Source organism: Agrobacterium sp. A3-95, from assembly GCF_053521785.1.
On the sequence record NZ_JBNWDR010000009.1, the window covers coordinates 196,057 to 216,482 of the forward strand.

Annotated in this window: 22 protein-coding genes; 17 read left to right on the forward strand and 5 right to left on the reverse strand. The window is 58.4% G+C overall.

The features are described from left to right. The first annotated feature begins 37 nt into the window (after positions 1 to 37). On the forward strand, positions 38 to 988 hold the full coding sequence (locus ACQZ5Y_RS21985; RefSeq protein ID WP_174049414.1) for a phosphatase PAP2 family protein: 951 nt from the start codon (positions 38 to 40) through the stop codon (positions 986 to 988). On the opposite strand, the gene ACQZ5Y_RS21990 is transcribed toward ACQZ5Y_RS21985, so the two are convergent. Then, on the reverse strand, positions 967 to 1,857 hold the full coding sequence (locus ACQZ5Y_RS21990; protein WP_174049415.1) for a LysR family transcriptional regulator: 891 nt from the start codon (positions 1,855 to 1,857) through the stop codon (positions 967 to 969). The two genes, ACQZ5Y_RS21985 and ACQZ5Y_RS21990, sit on opposite strands and share 22 nt — an antisense overlap. A gap of 110 nt (positions 1,858 to 1,967) precedes the next feature. Between ACQZ5Y_RS21990 and ACQZ5Y_RS21995 the strand changes: the two genes are divergently transcribed. Next, positions 1,968 to 2,819, forward strand: a complete 852-nt coding sequence (locus ACQZ5Y_RS21995) for an urea carboxylase-associated family protein (RefSeq protein ID WP_025593335.1) — start codon at positions 1,968 to 1,970, stop codon at positions 2,817 to 2,819. A gap of 176 nt (positions 2,820 to 2,995) precedes the next feature. Here ACQZ5Y_RS21995 and ACQZ5Y_RS22000 read toward each other — a convergent pair whose 3' ends face one another. The 4 genes from ACQZ5Y_RS22000 to ACQZ5Y_RS22015 form a co-directional block, all read right to left on the reverse strand. Further along, entirely contained in the window at positions 2,996 to 3,427 is a 432-nt protein-coding gene (locus ACQZ5Y_RS22000) for an HIT family protein (protein ID WP_174049416.1), read from the reverse strand. Positions 3,428 to 3,553: 126 nt separating this feature from the next. Continuing rightward, positions 3,554 to 4,753, reverse strand: a complete 1,200-nt coding sequence (locus ACQZ5Y_RS22005) for a GNAT family N-acetyltransferase (protein ID WP_174049417.1) — start codon at positions 4,751 to 4,753, stop codon at positions 3,554 to 3,556. Then, positions 4,750 to 5,490: a glycerophosphodiester phosphodiesterase gene (locus ACQZ5Y_RS22010; protein WP_003512827.1), complete on the reverse strand. Its 741-nt coding sequence runs from the start codon at positions 5,488 to 5,490 to the stop codon at positions 4,750 to 4,752. The genes ACQZ5Y_RS22005 and ACQZ5Y_RS22010 overlap by 4 nt, the downstream gene beginning before the upstream one ends. Further along, positions 5,487 to 5,957, reverse strand: a complete 471-nt coding sequence (locus tag ACQZ5Y_RS22015) for a RidA family protein (protein WP_003512829.1) — start codon at positions 5,955 to 5,957, stop codon at positions 5,487 to 5,489. Before ACQZ5Y_RS22015 ends, ACQZ5Y_RS22010 begins: the two co-directional genes overlap by 4 nt. Positions 5,958 to 6,073: 116 nt before the next feature. Here ACQZ5Y_RS22015 and ACQZ5Y_RS22020 point away from each other — a divergent pair, with 116 nt between their 5' ends. From ACQZ5Y_RS22020 to lpxB, 15 genes are all read left to right on the forward strand, one after another. Beyond that, the gene (locus ACQZ5Y_RS22020) at positions 6,074 to 6,916 is read left to right on the forward strand and encodes a cell envelope integrity EipB family protein (RefSeq protein ID WP_019565533.1); all 843 of its coding nucleotides are present in this window, start codon (positions 6,074 to 6,076) and stop codon (positions 6,914 to 6,916) included. A 61-nt stretch (positions 6,917 to 6,977) separates the two neighbouring features. After that, positions 6,978 to 7,103, forward strand: coding sequence for a hypothetical protein (locus ACQZ5Y_RS22025; protein WP_003512833.1), 126 nt, complete (start codon positions 6,978 to 6,980; stop codon positions 7,101 to 7,103). A gap of 6 nt (positions 7,104 to 7,109) precedes the next feature. Continuing rightward, positions 7,110 to 7,877, forward strand: coding sequence for a 30S ribosomal protein S2 (rpsB, locus tag ACQZ5Y_RS22030; RefSeq protein WP_003512836.1), 768 nt, complete (start codon positions 7,110 to 7,112; stop codon positions 7,875 to 7,877). A 362-nt stretch (positions 7,878 to 8,239) separates the two neighbouring features. Then, positions 8,240 to 9,166 carry a translation elongation factor Ts gene (gene tsf, locus ACQZ5Y_RS22035; protein WP_003512838.1) on the forward strand — a complete coding sequence of 309 codons (927 nt, stop codon included), beginning with the start codon at positions 8,240 to 8,242 and terminating at the stop codon, positions 9,164 to 9,166. 97 nt (positions 9,167 to 9,263) lie between these two features. Beyond that, positions 9,264 to 9,986: a UMP kinase gene (gene pyrH, locus ACQZ5Y_RS22040; protein ID WP_035218853.1), complete on the forward strand. Its 723-nt coding sequence runs from the start codon at positions 9,264 to 9,266 to the stop codon at positions 9,984 to 9,986. Positions 9,987 to 10,052: 66 nt separating this feature from the next. Beyond that, positions 10,053 to 10,610: a ribosome recycling factor gene (gene frr / locus ACQZ5Y_RS22045; protein WP_003512840.1), complete on the forward strand. Its 558-nt coding sequence runs from the start codon at positions 10,053 to 10,055 to the stop codon at positions 10,608 to 10,610. A gap of 64 nt (positions 10,611 to 10,674) precedes the next feature. Continuing rightward, a complete protein-coding gene (locus tag ACQZ5Y_RS22050) occupies positions 10,675 to 11,418 on the forward strand; it encodes an isoprenyl transferase (protein WP_003512842.1) in 744 nt (247 codons plus the stop codon). After that, positions 11,418 to 12,251: a phosphatidate cytidylyltransferase gene (locus ACQZ5Y_RS22055; protein WP_174049418.1), complete on the forward strand. Its 834-nt coding sequence runs from the start codon at positions 11,418 to 11,420 to the stop codon at positions 12,249 to 12,251. The genes ACQZ5Y_RS22050 and ACQZ5Y_RS22055 overlap by 1 nt, the downstream gene beginning before the upstream one ends. Before the next feature lie 49 nt (positions 12,252 to 12,300). Beyond that, positions 12,301 to 13,422, forward strand: a complete 1,122-nt coding sequence (gene rseP, locus ACQZ5Y_RS22060) for an RIP metalloprotease RseP (protein ID WP_019565535.1) — start codon at positions 12,301 to 12,303, stop codon at positions 13,420 to 13,422. Positions 13,423 to 13,621: 199 nt separating this feature from the next. After that, positions 13,622 to 15,946, forward strand: coding sequence for an outer membrane protein assembly factor BamA (gene bamA / locus ACQZ5Y_RS22065; RefSeq protein ID WP_019565536.1), 2,325 nt, complete (start codon positions 13,622 to 13,624; stop codon positions 15,944 to 15,946). 49 nt (positions 15,947 to 15,995) lie between these two features. Beyond that, the gene (gene lpxD / locus ACQZ5Y_RS22070) at positions 15,996 to 17,063 is read left to right on the forward strand and encodes a UDP-3-O-(3-hydroxymyristoyl)glucosamine N-acyltransferase (RefSeq protein WP_013636019.1); all 1,068 of its coding nucleotides are present in this window, start codon (positions 15,996 to 15,998) and stop codon (positions 17,061 to 17,063) included. Beyond that, positions 17,056 to 17,523, forward strand: coding sequence for a 3-hydroxyacyl-ACP dehydratase FabZ (gene fabZ / locus ACQZ5Y_RS22075; RefSeq protein WP_013636020.1), 468 nt, complete (start codon positions 17,056 to 17,058; stop codon positions 17,521 to 17,523). The genes lpxD and fabZ overlap by 8 nt, the downstream gene beginning before the upstream one ends. Continuing rightward, a complete protein-coding gene (gene lpxA / locus ACQZ5Y_RS22080) occupies positions 17,520 to 18,335 on the forward strand; it encodes an acyl-ACP--UDP-N-acetylglucosamine O-acyltransferase (RefSeq protein ID WP_013636021.1) in 816 nt (271 codons plus the stop codon). Before fabZ ends, lpxA begins: the two co-directional genes overlap by 4 nt. 3 nt (positions 18,336 to 18,338) lie before the next feature. Beyond that, complete coding sequence (locus ACQZ5Y_RS22085; protein WP_003512855.1) at positions 18,339 to 19,220, forward strand: LpxI family protein; 882 nt, start codon at positions 18,339 to 18,341, stop codon at positions 19,218 to 19,220. Next, positions 19,217 to 20,398 carry a lipid-A-disaccharide synthase gene (gene lpxB / locus ACQZ5Y_RS22090; protein WP_113473218.1) on the forward strand — a complete coding sequence of 394 codons (1,182 nt, stop codon included), beginning with the start codon at positions 19,217 to 19,219 and terminating at the stop codon, positions 20,396 to 20,398. The genes ACQZ5Y_RS22085 and lpxB overlap by 4 nt, the downstream gene beginning before the upstream one ends. The last annotated feature ends 28 nt before the right edge of the window (positions 20,399 to 20,426 follow it).

A 20,426-nucleotide genomic window follows, 5' to 3' on the forward strand; every position in this document is an offset into this window, starting at 1 on the left:
CTAGTTTACTGCTGGCTTGAACCGGGGCGTCAATTCAATGCGACTATTTGCGGCAGAACGTTTTGTACTTGTCTTTATCGCCATCTTGTTCTTAGCCGATGCAGTATTGATCTTTGCCAAAGGTATTCATGTCGATTACGCCGGATATTTTTTATGCGGACTCGCGGGTGTCGGCATTTTTATCCTCGGTCAGTTCTATCGCACAAGCGGCCGCGATCTGCGCATAGCCGCCGCTCTGATTTCTGGTGGACTGTTCATTCTGTTTACGCTTGTCGCGTCCGTCTTTAATTACATGTTTCTGCCCGTCTCTTTCGCGGCAATCGATCACTTGCTTTTCCGCGTGGACGCGGCCTTCGGTTATAGCTGGACAGGCATTGTCATATGGGCTGCAACATACCCATGGATCGGGAAAATCCTGTTTTTGGTCTACGCGACGTCGTTGCCACAGCTTTTGGCAATAATCATAATTCTCGGCTTTACCGGCAAGGACCGGATGCTGCACCAGTTTCTGGTAACAGGGGTGCTTGGGGCCTTTACGAGCATCATCTTCTGGATTTTTTTTCCAACCTATGGAGCCGCAGCCTATAACGAACTCCCACAATGGGTTTTGGAAACCATTCCCATCGCACTTGATCCTGCGTACGGTCGTGAGACCATAAGGCTGGGTCAGGAGGGAGTAGCGTATATATCTCCGCGAAACGTTTTAGGTTTAATCAGTTTCCCATCGTTCCACACCTTCATGGCGGCGATGTCCGTCTGGTTCGTTCCACGTCACTGGTTGGTGATGGCGGTGATCTTGCCGATCAATATCTTGATGTTGCCCGCCGTTCTCGTTCAGGGCGGTCATCATCTTTCTGATATTTTCGGTGGTCTCATCGCCTTTGCAATGGTCTGTGCTGTCTCGACTTGCCTGCTCAATTGGCTGTCGGTGAGAGAACGGGCCAACGATGCGGCAGCCGTTTCGACTCAAGTCATCGCGGCGGAGTAATCGCCCCGGTTTCCGCTCTCGCGCGCCTCATCGACAAGCCAGTCCGACAGGAGCCGGGCCGATGCGGTCATCTCTTCTGCTTCGATCAACCAGTAATATTTGTCCGCATCGGCCGCCCGATCGAAAAGCACGGTCAATTGACCGTCGGCGATTTCGTCGCGAAGAAGCGCTGTCGGGCAAAGGCCGATGCCGTGTCCCGCCTTGAGAGCGGTCACGAGCAGATTGAAGTCCGCAAAGATTGGGCCAGTGCCCTGGAACAGGGATAGGCCAGCAGTCGCCAGCCAGTCCCGCCATGCCGTCTCGGTGGCGTCATGCAGCAATTCAGCCCGCCGCAGGCTCGATACATCGTCGAAGGGACCGGACTTCGTGGCGTAAGCGGGTGCGCATGTCGGGCGCGTCTCGGCACTGAAAAGCGCCACGGCTTTTTGCGCAGGGCGTGGGCCGTGGGTGATGCTGAGATCGGGCTGCGTGGTCTCATTCCTGCCGGAATAGCTGATTGACACCTGTATGTCTGGATAGAGCGCGCGGAAACGGGGCAGGCGGGGTGTCAGGAAATGCGCCACCACCGAAGGCAGGCTGGCCAGACGAACGGTGATGCGGTCGCGGCCCCGGCTGATCCGTTCCGCACCGGAAGCGATCTGCCCCAAGCCGGCCGAAACCGTCATGCCGAATTCCTGACCCGCCGGCGTCAGTCTCACGCCTCTTGCATGGCGCTCGAAAAGCGGCGCGCCGAGCCATGTTTCCAGATTGCGCACATGCTGGCTTACGGCCGTCGCCGTCATGCCGAGTTCCTGCGCGGCCAGGGAAAAACTTGTCCTTCTGGCCGCAGCTTCAAACGCGCGGAGGGTGGCGAGCGGTGGCAGTTTCATGATGCTGCGAGGCTAAGTCAGACTTGGTCTGAGCGCAAGAAAAACCCGTCTTGTCATCACGCCATTCATGCCGCAATTTCGCGTCACATTTTCATCCATCCGAGGATTTCATGACCCCCGTGTCCGCCGCCGAACCCATTGATGCCGCCGCGCGCCGCGCCGTCCGTCCCGTCGTCGTTTATCCGAACGGCACACTTCAGACACCGGACCTGGCGCGTCTTGAACAGGCTAAAAAAGCCATGGTGAAGATAGACGAAGTCATCGTGCCACCGCGCGAGGGCGGCACTTTCAATGTTCCGAAGGGACACTTTTTCCGCATCGTCAGCACCGAAGGCCCACAGGTGGGGGATTTGAACCTATGGAATGCCCATGATCTGACGGAGCGCTTTTTCAGCGGCAAAACCCGCGCCCTGCATGCGACCCATGTTTCTGTAGGCAACCGCCTGTGGAGCAATCTGCCGTCCCTGCGGCCGATGGCGACCATCACCCATGATACTTTGTCATGGTATGGCTGGGATGAAGATGGCGGTGGCGTGCATGATGTGATCGGTACCCGGTGCGATCCCTATACCAACAAACTGTTGAGCGGCGGCGACTATCACCATTGCTGCCATTCGAACCTCACCAATGCCCTCGCCGCGGCCAAAGGCCTGTCATTCGGCGAGGCGGAACCGCATGTACACGATGTTCTGAACGTCTTTATGTGCACGGGTTTCACCCGCGATACGCATCAGTATTTCATGAAGGCAAGCCCGGTGCGGCCGGGCGACTATCTGGAACTCTTCGCGGAAATTGATCTCATCGGTGCGCTCTCCGCTTGCCCCGGCGGCGATTGTGGCGCCAGCCATTCGAGCGACGCGGTCCCGTGCTATCCCCTGAAGGTGGAGATATTCCGGCCGGATATGGCGGTGCTTGAAGGCTGGCCCTGGCCGGAGAGGAATGCCTACCGTCCCGTGGAATGATAATAAACACCACGGTCGTCATGCCGGACTAGATCCGGCAATCAGCCAAGGCGCGTCTGCGCCGAGAGGAATATTGCGCGATCAATGACTTTATCGCGCCGCACCCCGGATAAGCTCCGGGGTGACGGTGTGCGGATGCCGCCATTCTGCCAAACGCGTGGGCGTCTTGGCAAACATCACGAGGCAAGCGCTGCCTTTATCTTTTCCGCATGGGCCTTCAGCACTTCGCCATCGGCCATAGCCCCGGAATGCGGCTTCAGCGGCTCGCCTTCCTTGCGCGGAATGACGTGGAAATGCAGGTGGAACACGGTCTGGCCAGCCGCCGGTTCGTTGAACTGGGCGACAAAGACGCCATCAGCGTCGAAGGCTTCCTTTGCTGCGACTGCCAGTTTCTGCACCACGGCAATGGTCTTTGCCAGCACTTGCGGGTCGGCATCGAGCAGATTGCGCGAGCCGGTTTTCGGAACGACCAGAAGATGGCCGGGTGCCTGCGGCATCACATCCATGAAAGCCAGCGTATGCTCGTCTTCATAGAGCTTGTGGCTCGGAATTTCGCCGCGCAGGATTTTCGCGAAGATATTGTTGTCATCATAGCCGCTGGCGGTCATCGGTGGTCTCTCCTCGTAACGGACTAAAGCATGTCGCCTAAAAGCGTGTAGCGGTTTTGCGATAACGACATGCGACAAAACAAAGGCATAAAGCGTAGGCAGCGAATCTGAAAGATCGCGACAGCTTTATGCATCCGGCTCGTGTTCCTGTCGCTCACCCTTGCGGAAGGGCGTGTGGTCTTCCAGATAGTCGCCAATATGTTCGACCTCTTCGCGCTCGCGCTGAAGATAATCGGCAATCGCGCGGCGCAGACCCGGATGAACGATGAAATGCGCTGAATGGGTGGTGACCGGCACGTAACCGCGCGCCAGCTTGTGCTCACCCTGCGCACCCGCCTCCACCCGCTTCAAACCCTTCGACAGCGCGAAATCGATCGCCTGATGGTAACAGACCTCGAAATGCAGGAAGGGATGATCCTCGATACAGCCCCAGTGTCGGCCGTAAAGCGCATCCGAGCCAATGAAATTGATTGCACCGGCGATATAGCGTCCCTCGCGTCTGGCCATGACCAGCAGAACGTCGTCAGGCATGCGCTCGCCGATCAGCGAATAGAATTCCCGCGTCAGATAGGGCCGTCCCCATTTGCGGCTGCCGGTATCCATGTAGAAGGCGAAGAACTGGTCCCAGATCTCCTCTGTCAGGTCGCTTCCGGTCAACCAGTCGATCTCGATGCCATTTTCCAGCGCTGCCCGACGTTCCTTTTTCAGCCCCTTGCGCTTGCGCGATGAAAGGGCATCGAGAAAATCGTTGTGATCGTGATAGCCGTCATTGATGAAGTGGAACTGCTGATCGGTCCTGTGCAGGAAGTCCCGGGGCAGAAGCGCGGATAGGTCGGCGTCTTCCAGAAACGTGACATGCGCGGAAGAAACGCCGATCTTTTCCGTCACCTGGACAAGGCCGGATGCCAGAAGCGGTTTGAAGCGCGTCTCGTCTTCGGTTTCGGATACCAGCAGCCGCGGCCCGCTCGCCGGCGTAAACGGCACCGAACATTGCAGCTTCGGATAATAATGGCCGCCGGCTCGCTCAAATGCATCCGCCCAGCCATGGTCGAAGACATATTCGCCCTTGCTGTGGTTCTTCAGATAGGCCGGAACGGCTCCGACGAGTTCGCCCGACCCGTTTTCGAGAAGCAGATGGTGCCCAAGCCATCCGGTCTTGGCAGTGGCCGATCCGGAATCTTCCATCGAGGATAGAAATGCGTGGGAAATGAAAGGATTGTACGGTTTTCCTGACACATTGCGTGATGTTCCGGAAAGCCGTTTCCAGCTGTCCGGATCGATATCCCTCAGGGATTGCGCAACGCGTATGGAATAGTCTTCTGTCATGCCGTGGCGGAGGGGTTCTCTCTCGGGTCGAAACCTTCGAATGTCATCTGGTCCGCATATTTATAGGTAGTCTCGCGCGCATTTTCATCCCTGACAGTCCAGGTAATCACGGGAAGCCCAAGTTTTCTTTGCGCCTCGATGAAACTGTTGGGCAAATGACCCCAATGATAGGAGATGAAATCAACACCGATCTGCATCGCCTCGTCGTGTTTGAAGAAGTCTTCCGGCTTGGCGCCTTCGGCGGTAAGGCCGAGCGGCCAGGGCGAGCCTGCAGCCTTCAGGTCTCTGAGGAGGTGATGGTCGAAGCTCATCAGAGCCACCTGGCCCTTGTAGCCCTCGAGATCTTCCAGCACCGCTTCGGCAAACCCGTCATCGACGCCTTCGCCCTGACGTCCTTTCAGTTCGATCACCAGCGGCACCTTGCCGGCGCATAGCGCCAGAAGCTGTTTCAGCGTCGGTATGCGGTCCTTGGTCTGACCGACCGAAAGCAGAGACAATTCACTGGCGGTATGTTCGCGCACATCGCCCTTGATACCCGTCAGCCGGGCCATGTCGTCGTCGTGAAAAATCACCGGTACGCTATCGGCGGCCAGCTGCACGTCGCATTCGATGGCAAAACCAGCGTCGATGGCGCGCGAAAATGCGGATAGCGTGTTTTCCCAGACCACCTTGTTCAGGTCGTGATAACCGCGATGGGCGACGGGCTGGGCGGTAAGCCAGGAAAGTTTAAGGGTCATACGTCGATTTCCACGATCGCGTCGATCTCGACGGCGGCATTGAAGGGCAGGCAGGCCATGCCGACGGCGGCGCGGGCATGCTTGCCGGCATCACCCAGAACGTTGGCGAGCAGATTGGAGGCGCCGTTAATGACGAGGTGCTGTTCAACGAACTCCGGAACCGAGGCAACGAAGCCGTTCAGCTTGAGGATACGACGGATTTTCGAGAGGTCGCCGTTCAAGGCAGCCTTGACCTGTGCGAGAATGTTGACGGCGCATAATTCGGCGGCGCGCTGGGCGGTTGCAACATCAACATCGCGGCCAACGAGGCCCGTCACCGCAATCTTGCCTGATTCCATCGGCAGTTGACCCGATACATAAAGAAGATTGCCGCTGATGGTGAACGGAACGTAGTTTGCGGCAGGTGCTGCCGCTACGGGAAGAGTAAAGCCCAGTTCCTTGAGGCGGCCTTCGATGACATCAGACATTTTCGTCTCCGGTTTTGTTGTAAATCCTTCAAGAATCCGGCATTCAGAAGATGTTGATCCAAAAGCCGGGCGGTTGCTTGTACAATATGAGCAGCGAGTCCAACAGGAGATATTGAATGTTTGTCAGGACGCTTGGTTTCGTTGCCGCCACAGGGCTCATGACCGGCCTGTCGAACGGTGCCAATGCCTTGCCCGTCACGGTTCCGGACCTCATCGCCCATCGCGCCGTCTACGATCTCGAACTCAAGGACGCGACGGATCGTTCCGGTATCGAGGGCATGACGGGCCGCATGGTCTATGAATTCACCGGCTCTGCCTGTCAGGGTTACAAGACGGATTTCCGTTTCGTGACACAGATCAACACCGGCGACGCGGTCCGCATGACCGACCAGCAGACGACGACCTTCGAGGACCTGGCGGCCAGGAAGTTCACCTTCGAGACCAAGTCCTACACCGACGACAAGCTGGACAAGGAAGTGCAGGGCGCTGCAATCGACAACAAAGAGGGTGTGAAGGTTGATCTGACCCGCCCGGACCCCCGACAGATCGATCTCGTGGCCAGCGAATTTCCGACCGAGCACATGTTTCAGGTCATTGAAAACGCCAAGCAGGGAAAGCGCATCTTCGAATCCCGTATTTTCGACGGCTCGGATGACGGCGATGAAAGCCTGATCACTTCGACGCTGGTCGGCAAGGCGCAGATGCCGAAGGACGGCGATGCCGAGGCCGGCAAGGCGGGCGAATTCGGCAAAGCCGCGTTCTGGCCGGTGACGATCGCTTATTACAACGACAAGACCGGCACCGACGCCCTGCCGATCTACCGCATGTCGTTCAAGCTTTACGATAACGGAATCACCCGCGATCTGACGATGGATTACGGCGATTTCGTTCTGACCGGCAAGCTCGCGAAGCTTGATATCCTCAAGCCGGAAACCTGCGAAAACAAGCCGGTTCGCTAAAAGACGGACCGTTTGCGTGGTTTTTTCGCAGAAATGCTTGCTTTTTATCTGAGGCGACTGTATGCGCCTCACCATTCCACACGCGAAGCTTGGGATGTTCCGGGAGAAATCCGGTCCGTTCCGCCCGGTGGTGTCGATGAAAATCGGCGCTGTTCGCTTCGCGGGGGTTAAACCGGAAAAGGAGTAACTAGGCATGGCATTGCCCGATTTTTCTATGCGTCAGCTTCTGGAAGCTGGTGTTCACTTTGGTCACCAGACGCATCGCTGGAACCCGAAGATGAAGCCGTACATCTTCGGCGACCGTAACAACATCCACATCATCGACCTGGCTCAGACCGTTCCGATGCTGTCGCGCGCCCTTCAGGTCGTGTCCGACACCGTTGCTCGTGGCGGCCGCGTTCTGTTCGTCGGCACCAAGCGTCAGGCGTCTGAAATCATCGCCGACAGCGCAAAGCGTTCGGCCCAGTATTACGTCAACTCCCGCTGGCTCGGCGGCATGATGACCAACTGGAAGACGATCTCCAACTCGATCCAGCGTCTGCGCAAGGTTGACGAGATTCTGAACTCGGAAGGCACCGGCTATTCCAAGAAAGAGCGTCTGACCCTCGAGCGCGAACGCGAAAAGCTTGAAAAGGCTCTCGGCGGTATCCGCGATATGGGCGGCGTTCCGGACCTGATGTTCATCATCGACACCAACAAGGAAAAGATCGCGATCGAAGAAGCCAAGCGTCTTGGCATTCCGGTCGTTGCGATCATCGACTCCAACTGCGATCCGGATCACATCGACTACCCGATCCCGGGTAACGACGACGCATCGCGCGCCATCTCGCTCTATTGCGACCTGATCGCCCGCGCCGCCATCGACGGCATCCTGCGTCAGCAGGGTTCGTCCGGCCGCGACATCGGCGCTTCGGAAGAAGCTCCGATCGAGCCCGCGCTCGAAGACGAGGCTGGCGCCTGATATAGGCCCTGTCTGGCGGCGATTTCTTGTCGCCGTCTCCTCGACCAGGATATGACAAGGCCGTCAAAGACCTTAAATGGGTTGACGGCCTTGTTCGTTTCAAACCGCTCCGTCGGGGCTTCGGTGAAGTCTCTGGCGTTTTGATGCGGATGAAATCCGGTGGCAGCCTTCATAACGCTGTCACACTTGAGCGGCACCCATCGTTTCGATGTATGGAGACGCCGCAGCACTTGGGAATGCGCATGACCCTTTCCTGAAATCGTCCCGGTTTCAAAGGGTGTGCGGCCGGGTACACTCATCACCCAGAACTTCGGCACGGCGAATTCAGCCGGCTGACCGATCGAACCGATAAGAGGCAAACAATGACCGAAATCACAGCCGCAATGGTGAAGGAACTGCGCGAGAAATCCGGCGCAGGCATGATGGACTGCAAGAAGGCTCTTGCTGAAACCAATGGCGACATGGAAGCGGCGATCGACTGGCTGCGCGCCAAGGGCATCGCAAAGGCCGACAAGAAGTCTGGCCGTACGGCTGCCGAAGGTCTGATCGGCGTCGCCACCATGGGTCACAAGGCTGTTGTTGTCGAACTCAACTCCGAAACCGACTTCGTTGCCCGCAACGACGCGTTCCAGGATCTCATTCGCGGCATTGCCCAGGTAGCGCTCTCCACCGACGGCACCGTTGAAGCCGTCAGCGCCGCCACCTATCCGGCAACCGGCAAGTCCGTTTCCGACAGCATCAAGGACGCGATCGCCACCATCGGCGAGAACATGACGCTGCGCCGTTCGGCAGCACTCGAAGTCGAGCACGGCGTTGTCGCGACCTACATCCACAATGCTGCCGGCGAAGGCATCGGCAAGCTTGGCGTTCTCGTTGCCCTGAAGTCGGTCGGCGACAAGGCCGTTCTGAGCTCCATCGGCCGCCAGGTCGCCATGCACATCGCTGCAACCAACCCGCTCGCCATCCGCGCCGAGGAAGTTGACGCAGCCGTGGCCGAGCGCGAACGCAACGTCTTCATCGAGCAGGCCCGCGAATCCGGCAAGCCGGAAGCCATCATCGAAAAGATGGTTGATGGCCGTATGCGCAAGTTCTTCGAAGAAGTCGCTCTTCTGTCGCAGGCTTTCGTCATCAACCCCGACATCACTGTCGGCGCTGCCGTCAAGGAAGCTGAAAAGGAAGCCGGTGCTGCCATCGAAGTGACGGGCATGGTTCGCCTGCTGCTCGGCGAAGGCGTCGAAAAGGAAGAAAGCGATTTCGCAGCAGAAGTCGCCGCAGTCGCCAAGGGCTGATTATATTTACCCAATCTTGGGAAAACGGGAGGGCATCGCGTGACAACGCGGTGCCCTTCGTGTATCCGCGTTTCGGTTACATTTCCGAGGAGTCATGATGTCTTCCAAGCCGATCTACAAACGTGTTCTTCTCAAGGCTTCCGGTGAAGCCCTTATGGGCGATCAGGGTTTCGGTATCGATGTGGCGGTTGCGGACCGTATCGCCTCCGATATTGCCGAGGCGAGGGCGATGGGCGTTGAAGTCGGCGTTGTCGTCGGCGGTGGCAATATTTTCCGCGGCGTTGCCGTGGCGTCCAAGGGCGGTGATCGCGTTACCGGCGACCATATGGGCATGCTGGCCACCGTCATCAACGCGCTGGCGCTCGCAACCTCCCTGCGCAAGCTCAGCATTGACACCGTCGTTCTGTCCGCAATCGCGATGCCGGAAATCTGTGAGAGCTTCTCGCAGCGTGCAGCGCTCCACCATCTGGCGCAGGGCCGCGTGGTGATTTTTGCCGGCGGCACGGGCAACCCCTTCTTTACAACCGATTCCGCTGCAGCGCTGCGCGCCGCGGAAATGGGTGCGGAAGCAATCTTCAAGGGCACCCAGGTGGACGGCATCTATTCCGCCGATCCGAAAAAGGACCCGGCAGCCACCCGTTTCGACGAGCTGACCCACAGCGAAGTGCTAGGCAAGGGACTGGCGGTCATGGATATTGCAGCTGTCGCGCTTGCCCGCGAGAATCACATCCCGATCATTGTTTTCTCGATCCACGAGAAGGGCGGTTTCGCGCAGATATTGACCGGCGGCGGCCGCAAGACCATCGTGCACGACAAATAATCAAAAAACGATGTCGCCCCTGTGGCGTATTCCGGCCGCCACGGCCGATAGAGATGGAGTATCAAGATGAGTGGTATTGACCTCAACGATATCAAGCGCCGCATGGATGGTGCCATCAATGCATTCAAAAGCGATATCGCATCGCTGCGCACCGGCCGCGCTTCGGCCAACATTCTCGATCCGGTGACCATTGAGGCCTATGGCTCGCGCGTTCCGCTAAACCAGGTCGCAAACATCACGGTTCCGGAGCCGCGCATGCTCGGCGTCAACATCTGGGACAAGTCGATGGTGAACGCCGTCGACCGTGCCATCCGCGAATCCAATCTCGGCCTCAACCCGATCGTTGATGGTCAGAACCTGCGTATCCCGCTGCCAGAACTCAACGAGGAGCGCCGCAAATCGCTCGTCAAGGTAGCTCATGACTACGCCGAGAAGTCCAAGGTGGCGATTCGTCACGTGCGTCGCGATGGCATGGATGGTCTGAAAAAAGCCGAAAAAGACGGTGATATCGGTCAGGACGAAAGCCGTGGACAGTCGGAAAAAGTGCAGAAAATCACCGACGACACGATTTCGGAAATTGAGCGCTTGCTTGGCGAGAAGGAAAAGGAAATCATGCAGGTCTAGTATCGCTTGCGATAGACCTGTATTTTATTCGTTTTAATTCCGCGCTGCCTGTTACTGGATCGATATGCCGACGACGACACGTTCCTCAATACCCGAGCACGTCGCCATCATCATGGATGGAAATGGGCGATGGGCAAAACAGCGCGGTCTTCCGCGCGTGATGGGGCATCGCCGCGGGGTCGAGGCTGTGCGCGAAACGGTGCGTGCGGCCGGCGACTGCGGTGTCCGCTATCTCACACTTTTCGCGTTCTCGTCGGAAAACTGGCGCAGGCCCGAATCCGAGGTCAGCGACCTGATGGGGCTCTTAAAGGCTTTCATTAGGCGCGACCTTGCGGAACTGCACCGCGAAAACGTGCGTGTGCGCATCATCGGCGATAGGCAGGGGCTGAAAAACGATATCCGCAGTCTTCTCGAAGAAGCGGAACACATGACGGCTGACAACACCAGGCTGACGCTGGTGATTGCCTTCAATTACGGCAGCCGCGACGAGATTGCCCGCGCGACAATGGCTATTGCCCGCGATGTCGCCGAAGGCCGGCTGGATGCAGAATCGATCACGCCGGAGATTATTTCGGCCAGACTCGATACATCAGGCATACCGGATCCCGATCTGATCATCCGCACCAGCGGCGAGGAACGGCTGTCGAACTTCCTGCTCTGGCAGGCTGCCTATTCCGAGTTCCTGTTCGTTCCCGAATATTGGCCCGACTTCGACCGGCAGCGGTTTTTTTCCGCAATCGAGCAATATGCAACGCGTGATCGCCGTTTTGGCGCTCTGGCCGAGCAGGTTGCAGTGGCAGGCGCCTGATGAGCCGTGAACTCAGACTGCGGATCATATCCGCAATCGTCATGGCGGCGGTCATTTTGGCTGCGACCTGGTATGGCGGCATTCTGTTCCGCATCGTGGCCGGTCTGCTGGCGATCCTCATCTATTATGAATGGGCGACAATCACCCGCATGTCGGAAACCAATTCCACCGGCAATGCCTGGGGCTGGTTTGCGGTTGCCGTCATCGCCGGCAACACGATTTTCGGCGAACCTTCGCTCGACCTGCCCCTGCTCTCCGGCTTCACGCTGACGGCGGCACTTTTTCCCGTGTTGCGTGGCAGAAACTGGTGGCTGGTGGGCGGCATCGTTTATGCGGGTCTGAGCGGCATATCGCTGGCCGCCATTCGCGGCGATGAGCTGACCGGTTTCGTCGCCATCCTGTTCATTTTCGCTGTCGTCTGGTCAACGGATGTTCTCGCTTATTTCGTCGGGCGCGCCATCGGCGGGCCAAAGCTTGCGCCGTCGATTTCACCGGGCAAGACTTGGTCAGGCGCTATCGGCGGAGCGGTGGCCGCATTGATCGGCGGCGGCGCGGTGTCTCTTGCCTATCACGGCAGGATCAGCCTGCTGCTGCTTGGGCTCGCTCTCATTCTTTCGGTGTTCAGCCAGATAGGCGATCTCTTCGAATCCTTCGTGAAACGGCGTTTTCAGGTCAAGGATTCGAGCCATCTCATTCCCGGCCATGGCGGCTTCATGGACCGGGTTGACGGTCTTGTTTTCGCCTGCTTTACGGTATTCCTCATTGCTTTCGTGCATGCGGCGGCAACCGGCGACGTGCCCGGATCGGGCGGCGGCCTGTTGCCGGGCTTTTAATCGGCGCGCAAGGTCATGAAATAAAGGGCAGATTGTCATGAACACAATAATGGCGGCGACCGGTTTTCTGACCGGCTATATCGTGCCCTTCGTCCTCGTACTTTCCCTGCTCGTTTTCGTCCATGAAATGGGCCACTACCTTGTCGGCCGCTGGAGCGGCATTCGCTCCACCGCCTTTTCCATCGGTTTCGGCCCGGAGCTGATCGGCTTTACCGACAGGCACGGCACGCGGTGGAAGATTTCCGCCATACCGCTCGGCGGCTATGTAAAATTCTTCGGCGACGAGGATGCGTCCAGCAAGCCGGATAGTTCCGGCCTGTCGCATATGTCGCTTGAGGAGAGGGCGCAGACGCTTTCCGGCGCTAAGCTGTGGAAAAGGGCGGCGACGGTTGCCGCCGGACCTATTGCCAATTTCATTCTCGCCATTCTCATCTTCGCGGTCCTGTTCGGTGTCTATGGCCGTATGATCGCCGATCCGGTCGTGGCGGAAGTGCGTGAAAACAGCGCGGCTGCGGCCGCCGGCGTGCACCCCGGTGACCGCCTTGTTGCGATCGACGGTGAAAAGGTCAAGACGTTCGAGGACGTACGCCGTTATGTCGGCATCCGTCCGGGCACGCCGATCACTGTGACCGTCGAAAGGGCAGGCGAGGAGCTGAAGCTGCCGATGGTTCCGACCCGCACCGAAACCACGGACCAGTTCGGCAACAAGCTGGAAATGGGCATCATCGGCATTGTCACCGACCAGAACAGCGGCAATTTCCGCCACATCGAGTATTCGCCGTCTGAGGCGCTGCTTGAGGGCGTGCGTGAAACGGGCCACGTCATCACCGGTACTTTCAACTACATCGGTAACCTCGTGACCGGGCGCATGAACGCCGATCAACTGGGCGGTCCAGTCCGCGTAGCACAGGCTTCCGGTCAGATGGCGACGCTGGGTATTTCGGCCGTCATCCAGCTTGCAGCGGTTCTTTCCGTATCGATCGGTCTTTTGAACCTGATGCCTGTGCCGGTTCTGGACGGCGGACATCTGGTGTTTTATGCAATCGAGGCCATCCGCGGCAGACCGCTTGGTGCCGGTGCGCAGGAGGTTGCGTTCCGTATCGGCATGGCAATGATTTTGGGTCTTATGGTTTTTGCAACATGGAATGATATCAGCAGCTTGATTGGCTGAGGATAGTGTTTTAACGGTTTTGTTAGTCGATTGTTTACCCTGTTTTTATCCCGAAGTGGCGAATGCGCCACTCTGGATCACGAAGTAAACAGAATTTAACGTTCTGACTTGCTTGTAGGGGAAAAGCAGGTAAAACGACGCACATGGCCGGAGTCGGGTTCCGCCCGCTGAGGGACAACGTAAAAAGGTAAGAATTGAAATGAAGGCTGGTTCAAGATTTTTGAACGCGGTGTCGGCGGTTGCGCTGTCTGCTGGTGTTTCTTCGGTTGCGGGCCTCGGCGTGCTTGCCTCTGCTGGTGTTGCGAATGCAGCCGTCATCAGCAAGATTGATGTTCGCGGCGCTGAGAGATCCGGTGCGGACTCCGTACGCTCCAACATTACCATTGCGCCGGGTAAGAACTTTTCCAATTCGGACATCGATGAATCGGTGAAGCGTCTTTACGCCACCGGTTACTTCTCGAATGTCTCCATGCGCGTTTCCGGCAGCACGCTGGTTGTAACGGTCAACGAAAACCAGCTCGTCAATCAGGTGGTTTTCAACGGTAACCGCAAGATCAAGGACGACAAGCTCGCTGGCGTCGTGCAGACCCAGCCGCTCGGCCCGTTCAATCAGGCAATCGTTACTGCCGATATCGCGCGCATCAAGGAAGCCTATTCCGCGATCGGCCGCAGCGACGTCGAAATCACCACCCAGACCGTTTCCGTTGGTCAGGGCCGTGTGAACATCGCTTTCGTGATTAACGAAGGCGAGCGCACGAAGATCGGCCGCATCGATTTTGTCGGCAACAATTCCTATAGCGACGGTCGTCTGGCCGCTGTCATCAATACCAAGAAGTCCAACATGCTGTCGTTCCTGACACGCAAGGACGTCTATAACGAGGACAAGCTGCGCGCCGACGAAGAGGCGCTGCGCCAGTTCTACTACAACCGTGGTTATGCCGACTTCCGGGTCGTGTCGTCCGACGCGGTGCTTGATGAGTCCAAGAACGAATACACCATCTCCATCACGGTCGACGAAGGCAAGAAGTACGACTTCGGCAACGTCGCAGTCGAATCGACTGTTCCGGGTATTGACGGCTCCGAGCTTCAGGGTCTCGTGGAAACCCGCCAGGGCGCTAGCTACAGCGCCAAGGAAGTCCAGCAGAGCATGGAAGCGATTTCCAAGCGCGTTGCCGGCGAGGGGTATCCTTTCGCCCGTGTAACGCCGCGCGGCGACCGCGATATGTCCGGTAACACCATCGGTGTGACCTATATCGTCGATCAGGGCGAGCGCGCCTATGTCGAGCGTATCGAAATCCGTGGCAACACGCGTACGCGTGACTACGTCATCCGCCGCGAGTTCGATATTTCCGAAGGCGATGCTTTCAACCAGACGGTCATCACGGCTGCCAAGCGCCGTCTTGAAGCGCTCGGTTATTTCTCGAAGGTCAATGTCTCGACTGCCGGCGGCAGCGCGCCTGATCGCGTCGTCATCGTTGTCGACGTGGAAGATCAGTCGACAGGTTCGTTCGGTATCGGTGCGGGTTACTCGCAGAACGACGGTGTGCTGCTTGAAGCATCGATCGAAGAGAAGAACTTCCTCGGTCGTGGCCAGTACATTCGTCTCGCCGCCGGTGCGGGTGAAGACGATGCACGCAGCTACACGCTGTCCTTCACCGAGCCGTATTTCCTTGGTTACCGTCTGGCCGCAGGTTTCGACCTGTTCAAGAGCCAGAGCCGCAGCGAAGATTATTACGATTACGACGAGCAGGGCTTCGCACTGCGCGTGACGGCGCCGATCACCGAGAACCTCTCGACGACGTTCAAGTACACCTACAAGCAGCTCAACTACGACGGTGAGGGCGATTGGGAAACCGGCAGCAATCTTGCTGAACCCTATAAGGCTCTGATCCGTGGCGGTGACTGGACACAGTCCATCATCTCCAACACGCTGAACTACAATACGCTCGACGACCGCAACATGCCGCGCGAAGGCTGGCAGGCTGCCTTGACGAACGAATTTGCAGGCCTCGGCGGCGATTCCGAATATTACAAGATCTACGCCAAGGCGCGCTTCTACTACACGCTTTCGGACGAGTACGACGTTATCGGCTCGCTCACCGGTCAGGCGGGTCACGTCGTTCCGACGGGCGACAATTTGCTGGTGTTCGATCAGTTCAAGTTCGGTGGTCGTCAGGTTCGCGGCTTCAAGAACGATGGTATTGGCCCGCGTATCGGTTCCGACTCCATCGGCGGCACGACCTACTTCGCGGCTTCTGCTGAAGTCACGGCTCCGATGCCAGGTGTTCCGGAAGATTTCGGCCTCCGTCTCGCCGGTTTCGTCGATGCCGGTACGCTGTACGGCAACAAGGTTGCCAACAGCGCAGGCGTGAAGGATGATAACTCCATCCGCGCATCCGCCGGTATCGGCGTGATGTGGGCATCGCCCTTCGGCCCGATCCGCGTCGACTATGCGGTTCCGATCGCCAAGGAAGACTACGACGAGGAACAGCGTTTCCGGTTTGGCATGTCCAACACTTTCTGATATCGGCAGTCCAGAACTGCAACTTTGAACGTTCTGGAGTGTCCGGCTAATGGAATACAACGCGTTTTTTCCGCCCCACGAGGGACTGCGATTGAAAGACATCGCAGACCGTTTTGGGGCGGAACTGTCTGATGAGGCGGCGGGAGAACGGATCATCAGGTCCGTTGCGCCGGTCTACCGGGCAAAACCCGACCAGCTCTGCTATATTCTTTCTCGCAAGAACCGCGATGAGTTGCCGACCTGTGAGGCTGGCGCCGTCATTTGTGACGCCGCGCTTGCGGATATGCTGCCGTCTCACATCCCGGCGCTGATATCGAAAAACCCGCACACGCTTTTTGCGCAGGTAGGTGCCTTGTTGCATCCCGCCGCGATGCGTCCCGGTACGATTGTGGTGATGGAAGCTGAAGTTTCCCATACCGCGCATGTCGATCCGTCTGCAAAGCTGGAAGCTGGCGTGATTGTCGAGCCGCTCGCCGTGATTGGCGCTGGTGCCCATATCGGCGCCGGTACGCGGATCGGGCCTGGTGTCATCATAGGCGCGGATGTTCAGGTGGGGCGTGATTGCACGATTGCCGGCGGCGCGAGCATTCTTGCCGCTCTCATCGGCAACAATGTGATTATTCACAACGGAGCGCGCATCGGTCAGGACGGGTTCGGTTATGCGCCCGGTCCGCGCGGCATGCTGAAGATCGTGCAGATCGGCCGGGTTATCATTCAGGATAATGTTGAGATCGGCGCTAATACGACGATCGACCGTGGCACGATGGACGACACGGTCATCGGCGAAGGTACCAAGATCGACAATCAGGTTCAGATCGGCCACAACGTCCGCATCGGCCGCCATTGCGGCATCGTCAGCAAGGTCGGCATTGCGGGCAGCACCCGCATCGGCGATGGTGTGATGATCGGCGGCGCGGCGGGTATCAACGGCCATATCACTATTGGTGACGGCGTGCAGATTGCGGCGATGAGCGGTGTTGTAGCCGACGTTCCGGCCGGCGCCCGTTATGGTGGGACGCCAGCGCGTCCGATGAAGTATTTCCTGCGCGACATGGCCGATATTCTGGCGCGCGCTGAAGGGCGTGATAAAAAAACAGGAGAAAAAAACGATGACTGAAGAAACCAAGACGACGCTCGGCGCGGCTGACATTCTGGAAGTCATGAAGCTTTTGCCGCATCGTTACCCGTTCTTGCTCATCGACAAGATCATCGAGATCGATGGTAATAATTCGGCGATTGGCATCAAGAACGTAACGGTCAACGAACCGCATTTCACCGGTCATTTCCCGGATCGCCCGATCATGCCGGGCGTTTTGATCGTCGAGGCCATGGCCCAGACGGCAGGTGCGATCTGCGCCCGCAGCCAGGGTGAAGGCGGTTATCTCGTCTATTTCATGACAATCGACAACGCGCGCTTCCGCAGACCCGTCGTTCCCGGCGATCGTCTGGAAATTCACGTGGTCAAGCAGCGCCAGCGGGGCAATGTCTTCAAATTTCATTGCGAGGCCAAGGTCGAAGGCGCGCTGGTGGCGGAAGCTGACGTCGGCGCGATGATGATCCCCGAGGACCAGCAATGAGCACTATCGCGGCTTCGGCAAAAATTCACCCGACCGCCGTTGTCGAAGACGGCGCGGTTATTGGTGAAAATGTCGTCATCGGTGCCCTGAGCTACGTCGGCGCGAAAGTCACGCTGCAAGACGAGGTCACGCTGCACAATCATGCCGTCGTCTCCGGTCTCACCGTCATTGGCCGTGGTTCGGTCATCCATCCAATGGCCGTTATTGGCGGTACACCGCAGGCAATTCGCCACGATGGCTCGGAAACGACGCTAGAGATCGGTGCCCGCTGCATCATGCGCGAAGGCGTAACGATGAATGCGGGCAGCTCCGATGGCAGCGGCAAGACGATTGTCGGCGATGACAACCTGTTCCTCGCCAATTCGCATGTGGCGCATGATTGTCGCCTCGGCAGCCATATCATCCTGTCGAACAATGTGATGCTGGCGGGACATGTCACCATCGAGGACCGCGCTATCCTGGGTGGCGGCTGTGCCGTGCACCAGTTCACCCGAATCGGTCGTCAGGCCTTTATCGGCGGGCTGTCGGCAGTCAATTATGACGTCATTCCCTATGGCATGCTGAACGGTAATCCCGGCATTCTCGGCGGGCTGAATGTCGTTGGCATGACGCGTTCCGGTATCGACCGCGCGGATATTCACAAGGTAAGGCGCGTCTTCAAGCAGATCTTCGAAGGCGAAGGCGCCATCCGCAGCAATGCGGCTGCGATTGACCGCGCAGAATATCTCGATTGCCCCCAGGTCATCGAAATCCTCGATTTCATCGGTGCGGATAGCGACCGCGCGCTTTCCTCGCCAAACCGGGGCAAGTGAGCCGTGACAGGCGGCGGGCGTCTCGCCATCGTGGCCGGCAGCGGCCAGCTGCCGCTGCATGTCGCGGCGGCTGCGCGCGAGATGGGGGAGAACCCCTTCATTGTACAGCTGCGTGATGATTCCCAGTTTGACTGGAGCGGTTTCGACAATGCGGTGATTAGCGTCGGCGATGTCGCCGGGCTTGGTCGGCTGCTACGCGAAAACCAGGTGGACCGCGTCGTGCTTTCCGGCGCCGTGGCGCGACGCCCTGAATGGCGGGAAATCCGCCCCACGATCGGCATATTGCTGAAACTGCCATCCATCGTCCGCACCTTGCTGTCGAGCGGCGATGACGCCGTTTTGCAGATGGTCATCAAGGTCATCGGCACGCTTGGGGCAAAAGTCATTGGCGCCCACGAGATCGCACCCGGTCTGCTTGCTACGACCGGCCCTTTCGGTGCGCATAAACCTGCTGAAGACGATCTGCGCGACATACGCAAGGCCGCGCAGGCCGCACTGGCACTCGGCACGCTTGATGTCGGGCAGGGTGCAGTCGCCGTTGGCGGCCGTATCGTTGCACTGGAGGGCGTCGAGGGCACAGACGCGATGCTGGCGCGTGTCGCGGCATTACGCGCTGAGGGCCGCATCTCGACCCGTCGCAAGGGTGTTCTGGTGAAGCTCTGCAAGCCGCAGCAGGATATCCGCGCTGACTTGCCGACCATCGGCGTGGAAACGGTGGAGAACGCGCATAAGGCCGGGCTGGCGGGGATCGCCGTTGAAGCCGGGCGCGCGCTGGTACTTGATCGCGATGAGATGTTGAAGGCGGCAGATCAGGCCGGCATATTCGTCTGCGGTATCGATACGTCACTCGGTGAAGACATGATGGGCGGAGACATGGTGGGATGACGGCAACGTTGAAGGTGGCGGTTATAGCCGGCGAGGTATCCGGCGATCTTCTGGGTGCCGATCTCATCCGGTCCCTGAAAGGCCATTACTCGGGTTCTGTCGAGTTGATGGGCGTCGGCGGTGAGGCTCTGGAGGCGCAGGGGCTGGTTTCGCTGTTCGATTATTCCGAACTCTCCATCATGGGCTTCACGCAGGTTCTGAAGAAGCTGCCGAAGCTGATTTCGCGGATCAACCAGACTGCGCAGGCAATCATTGTCGCCAAGCCGGATATTCTGCTGATCATCGACAGCCCGGATTTCACCCATCGTGTTGCGAGAAAAGTCCGCAAACAATTGCCGCATCTGCCGGTCGTCAATTATGTCTGCCCCAGCGTCTGGGCGTGGAAGGAATATCGCGCCACCGCGATGTTGTCCTATGTCGATCACGTTCTGGCCTTGCTTCCATTCGAGCCGGAGGCGATGCGGCGTCTCGGCGGCCCGCCGACAACCTTTGTCGGCCATCGCCTCAGCGTCGATCAAGACGTGCTCTCCGTGCGGCAGAGGCGGGCTGAGCGGCCCCTGCCTGCCAACGGCGAACCGAAAACCATTCTGCTCCTGCCGGGGTCACGTTCCACCGAAACGACCCGGTTGATGGAGCCGTTTCAAGAAGCGGCAAAAGCATATGTCGAGCGCAACGGCCCGACGAAGTTTCTGCTGCCGACAGTGCCGCGCCAGGAAAACCGCATCCGCGAACTGGCGGCAACATGGCCGCAGGATATCAGGCCTGAAATCGGCATCGATCCCGCCTTCAAGTGGAATGCATTTGCGCGCGCCGATGCGGCGATTGCCGCCTCCGGCACCGTTATTCTCGAACTCGCGCTCGTCGGCGTACCAACCATATCGGTCTACAAGACCGACTGGATTTTCACGATGCTGAGCAAACGGGTGAAAACCTGGACAGGTGCGCTTCCGAACCTGATTGCCGACTATGTCGTGGTGCCGGAATATTTCAACGAGGTGGTACGGGCAGGGTCGATGTTGCGCTGGGCCGAACGGCTCTCGTCCGACACCACCGAACGGCGGGCGATGCTGGACGGCTATGCTCTGGTGCAGGAGCGTTTGCACACCGAAGTGCCTCCTGGCGAAACCGGCGCCCTTATCCTTCTCGATGTGCTGAACAGCCGCAAGCAGCAAGGCTGAACCGGTAGCGATCCTGTCTGCTTCCTGG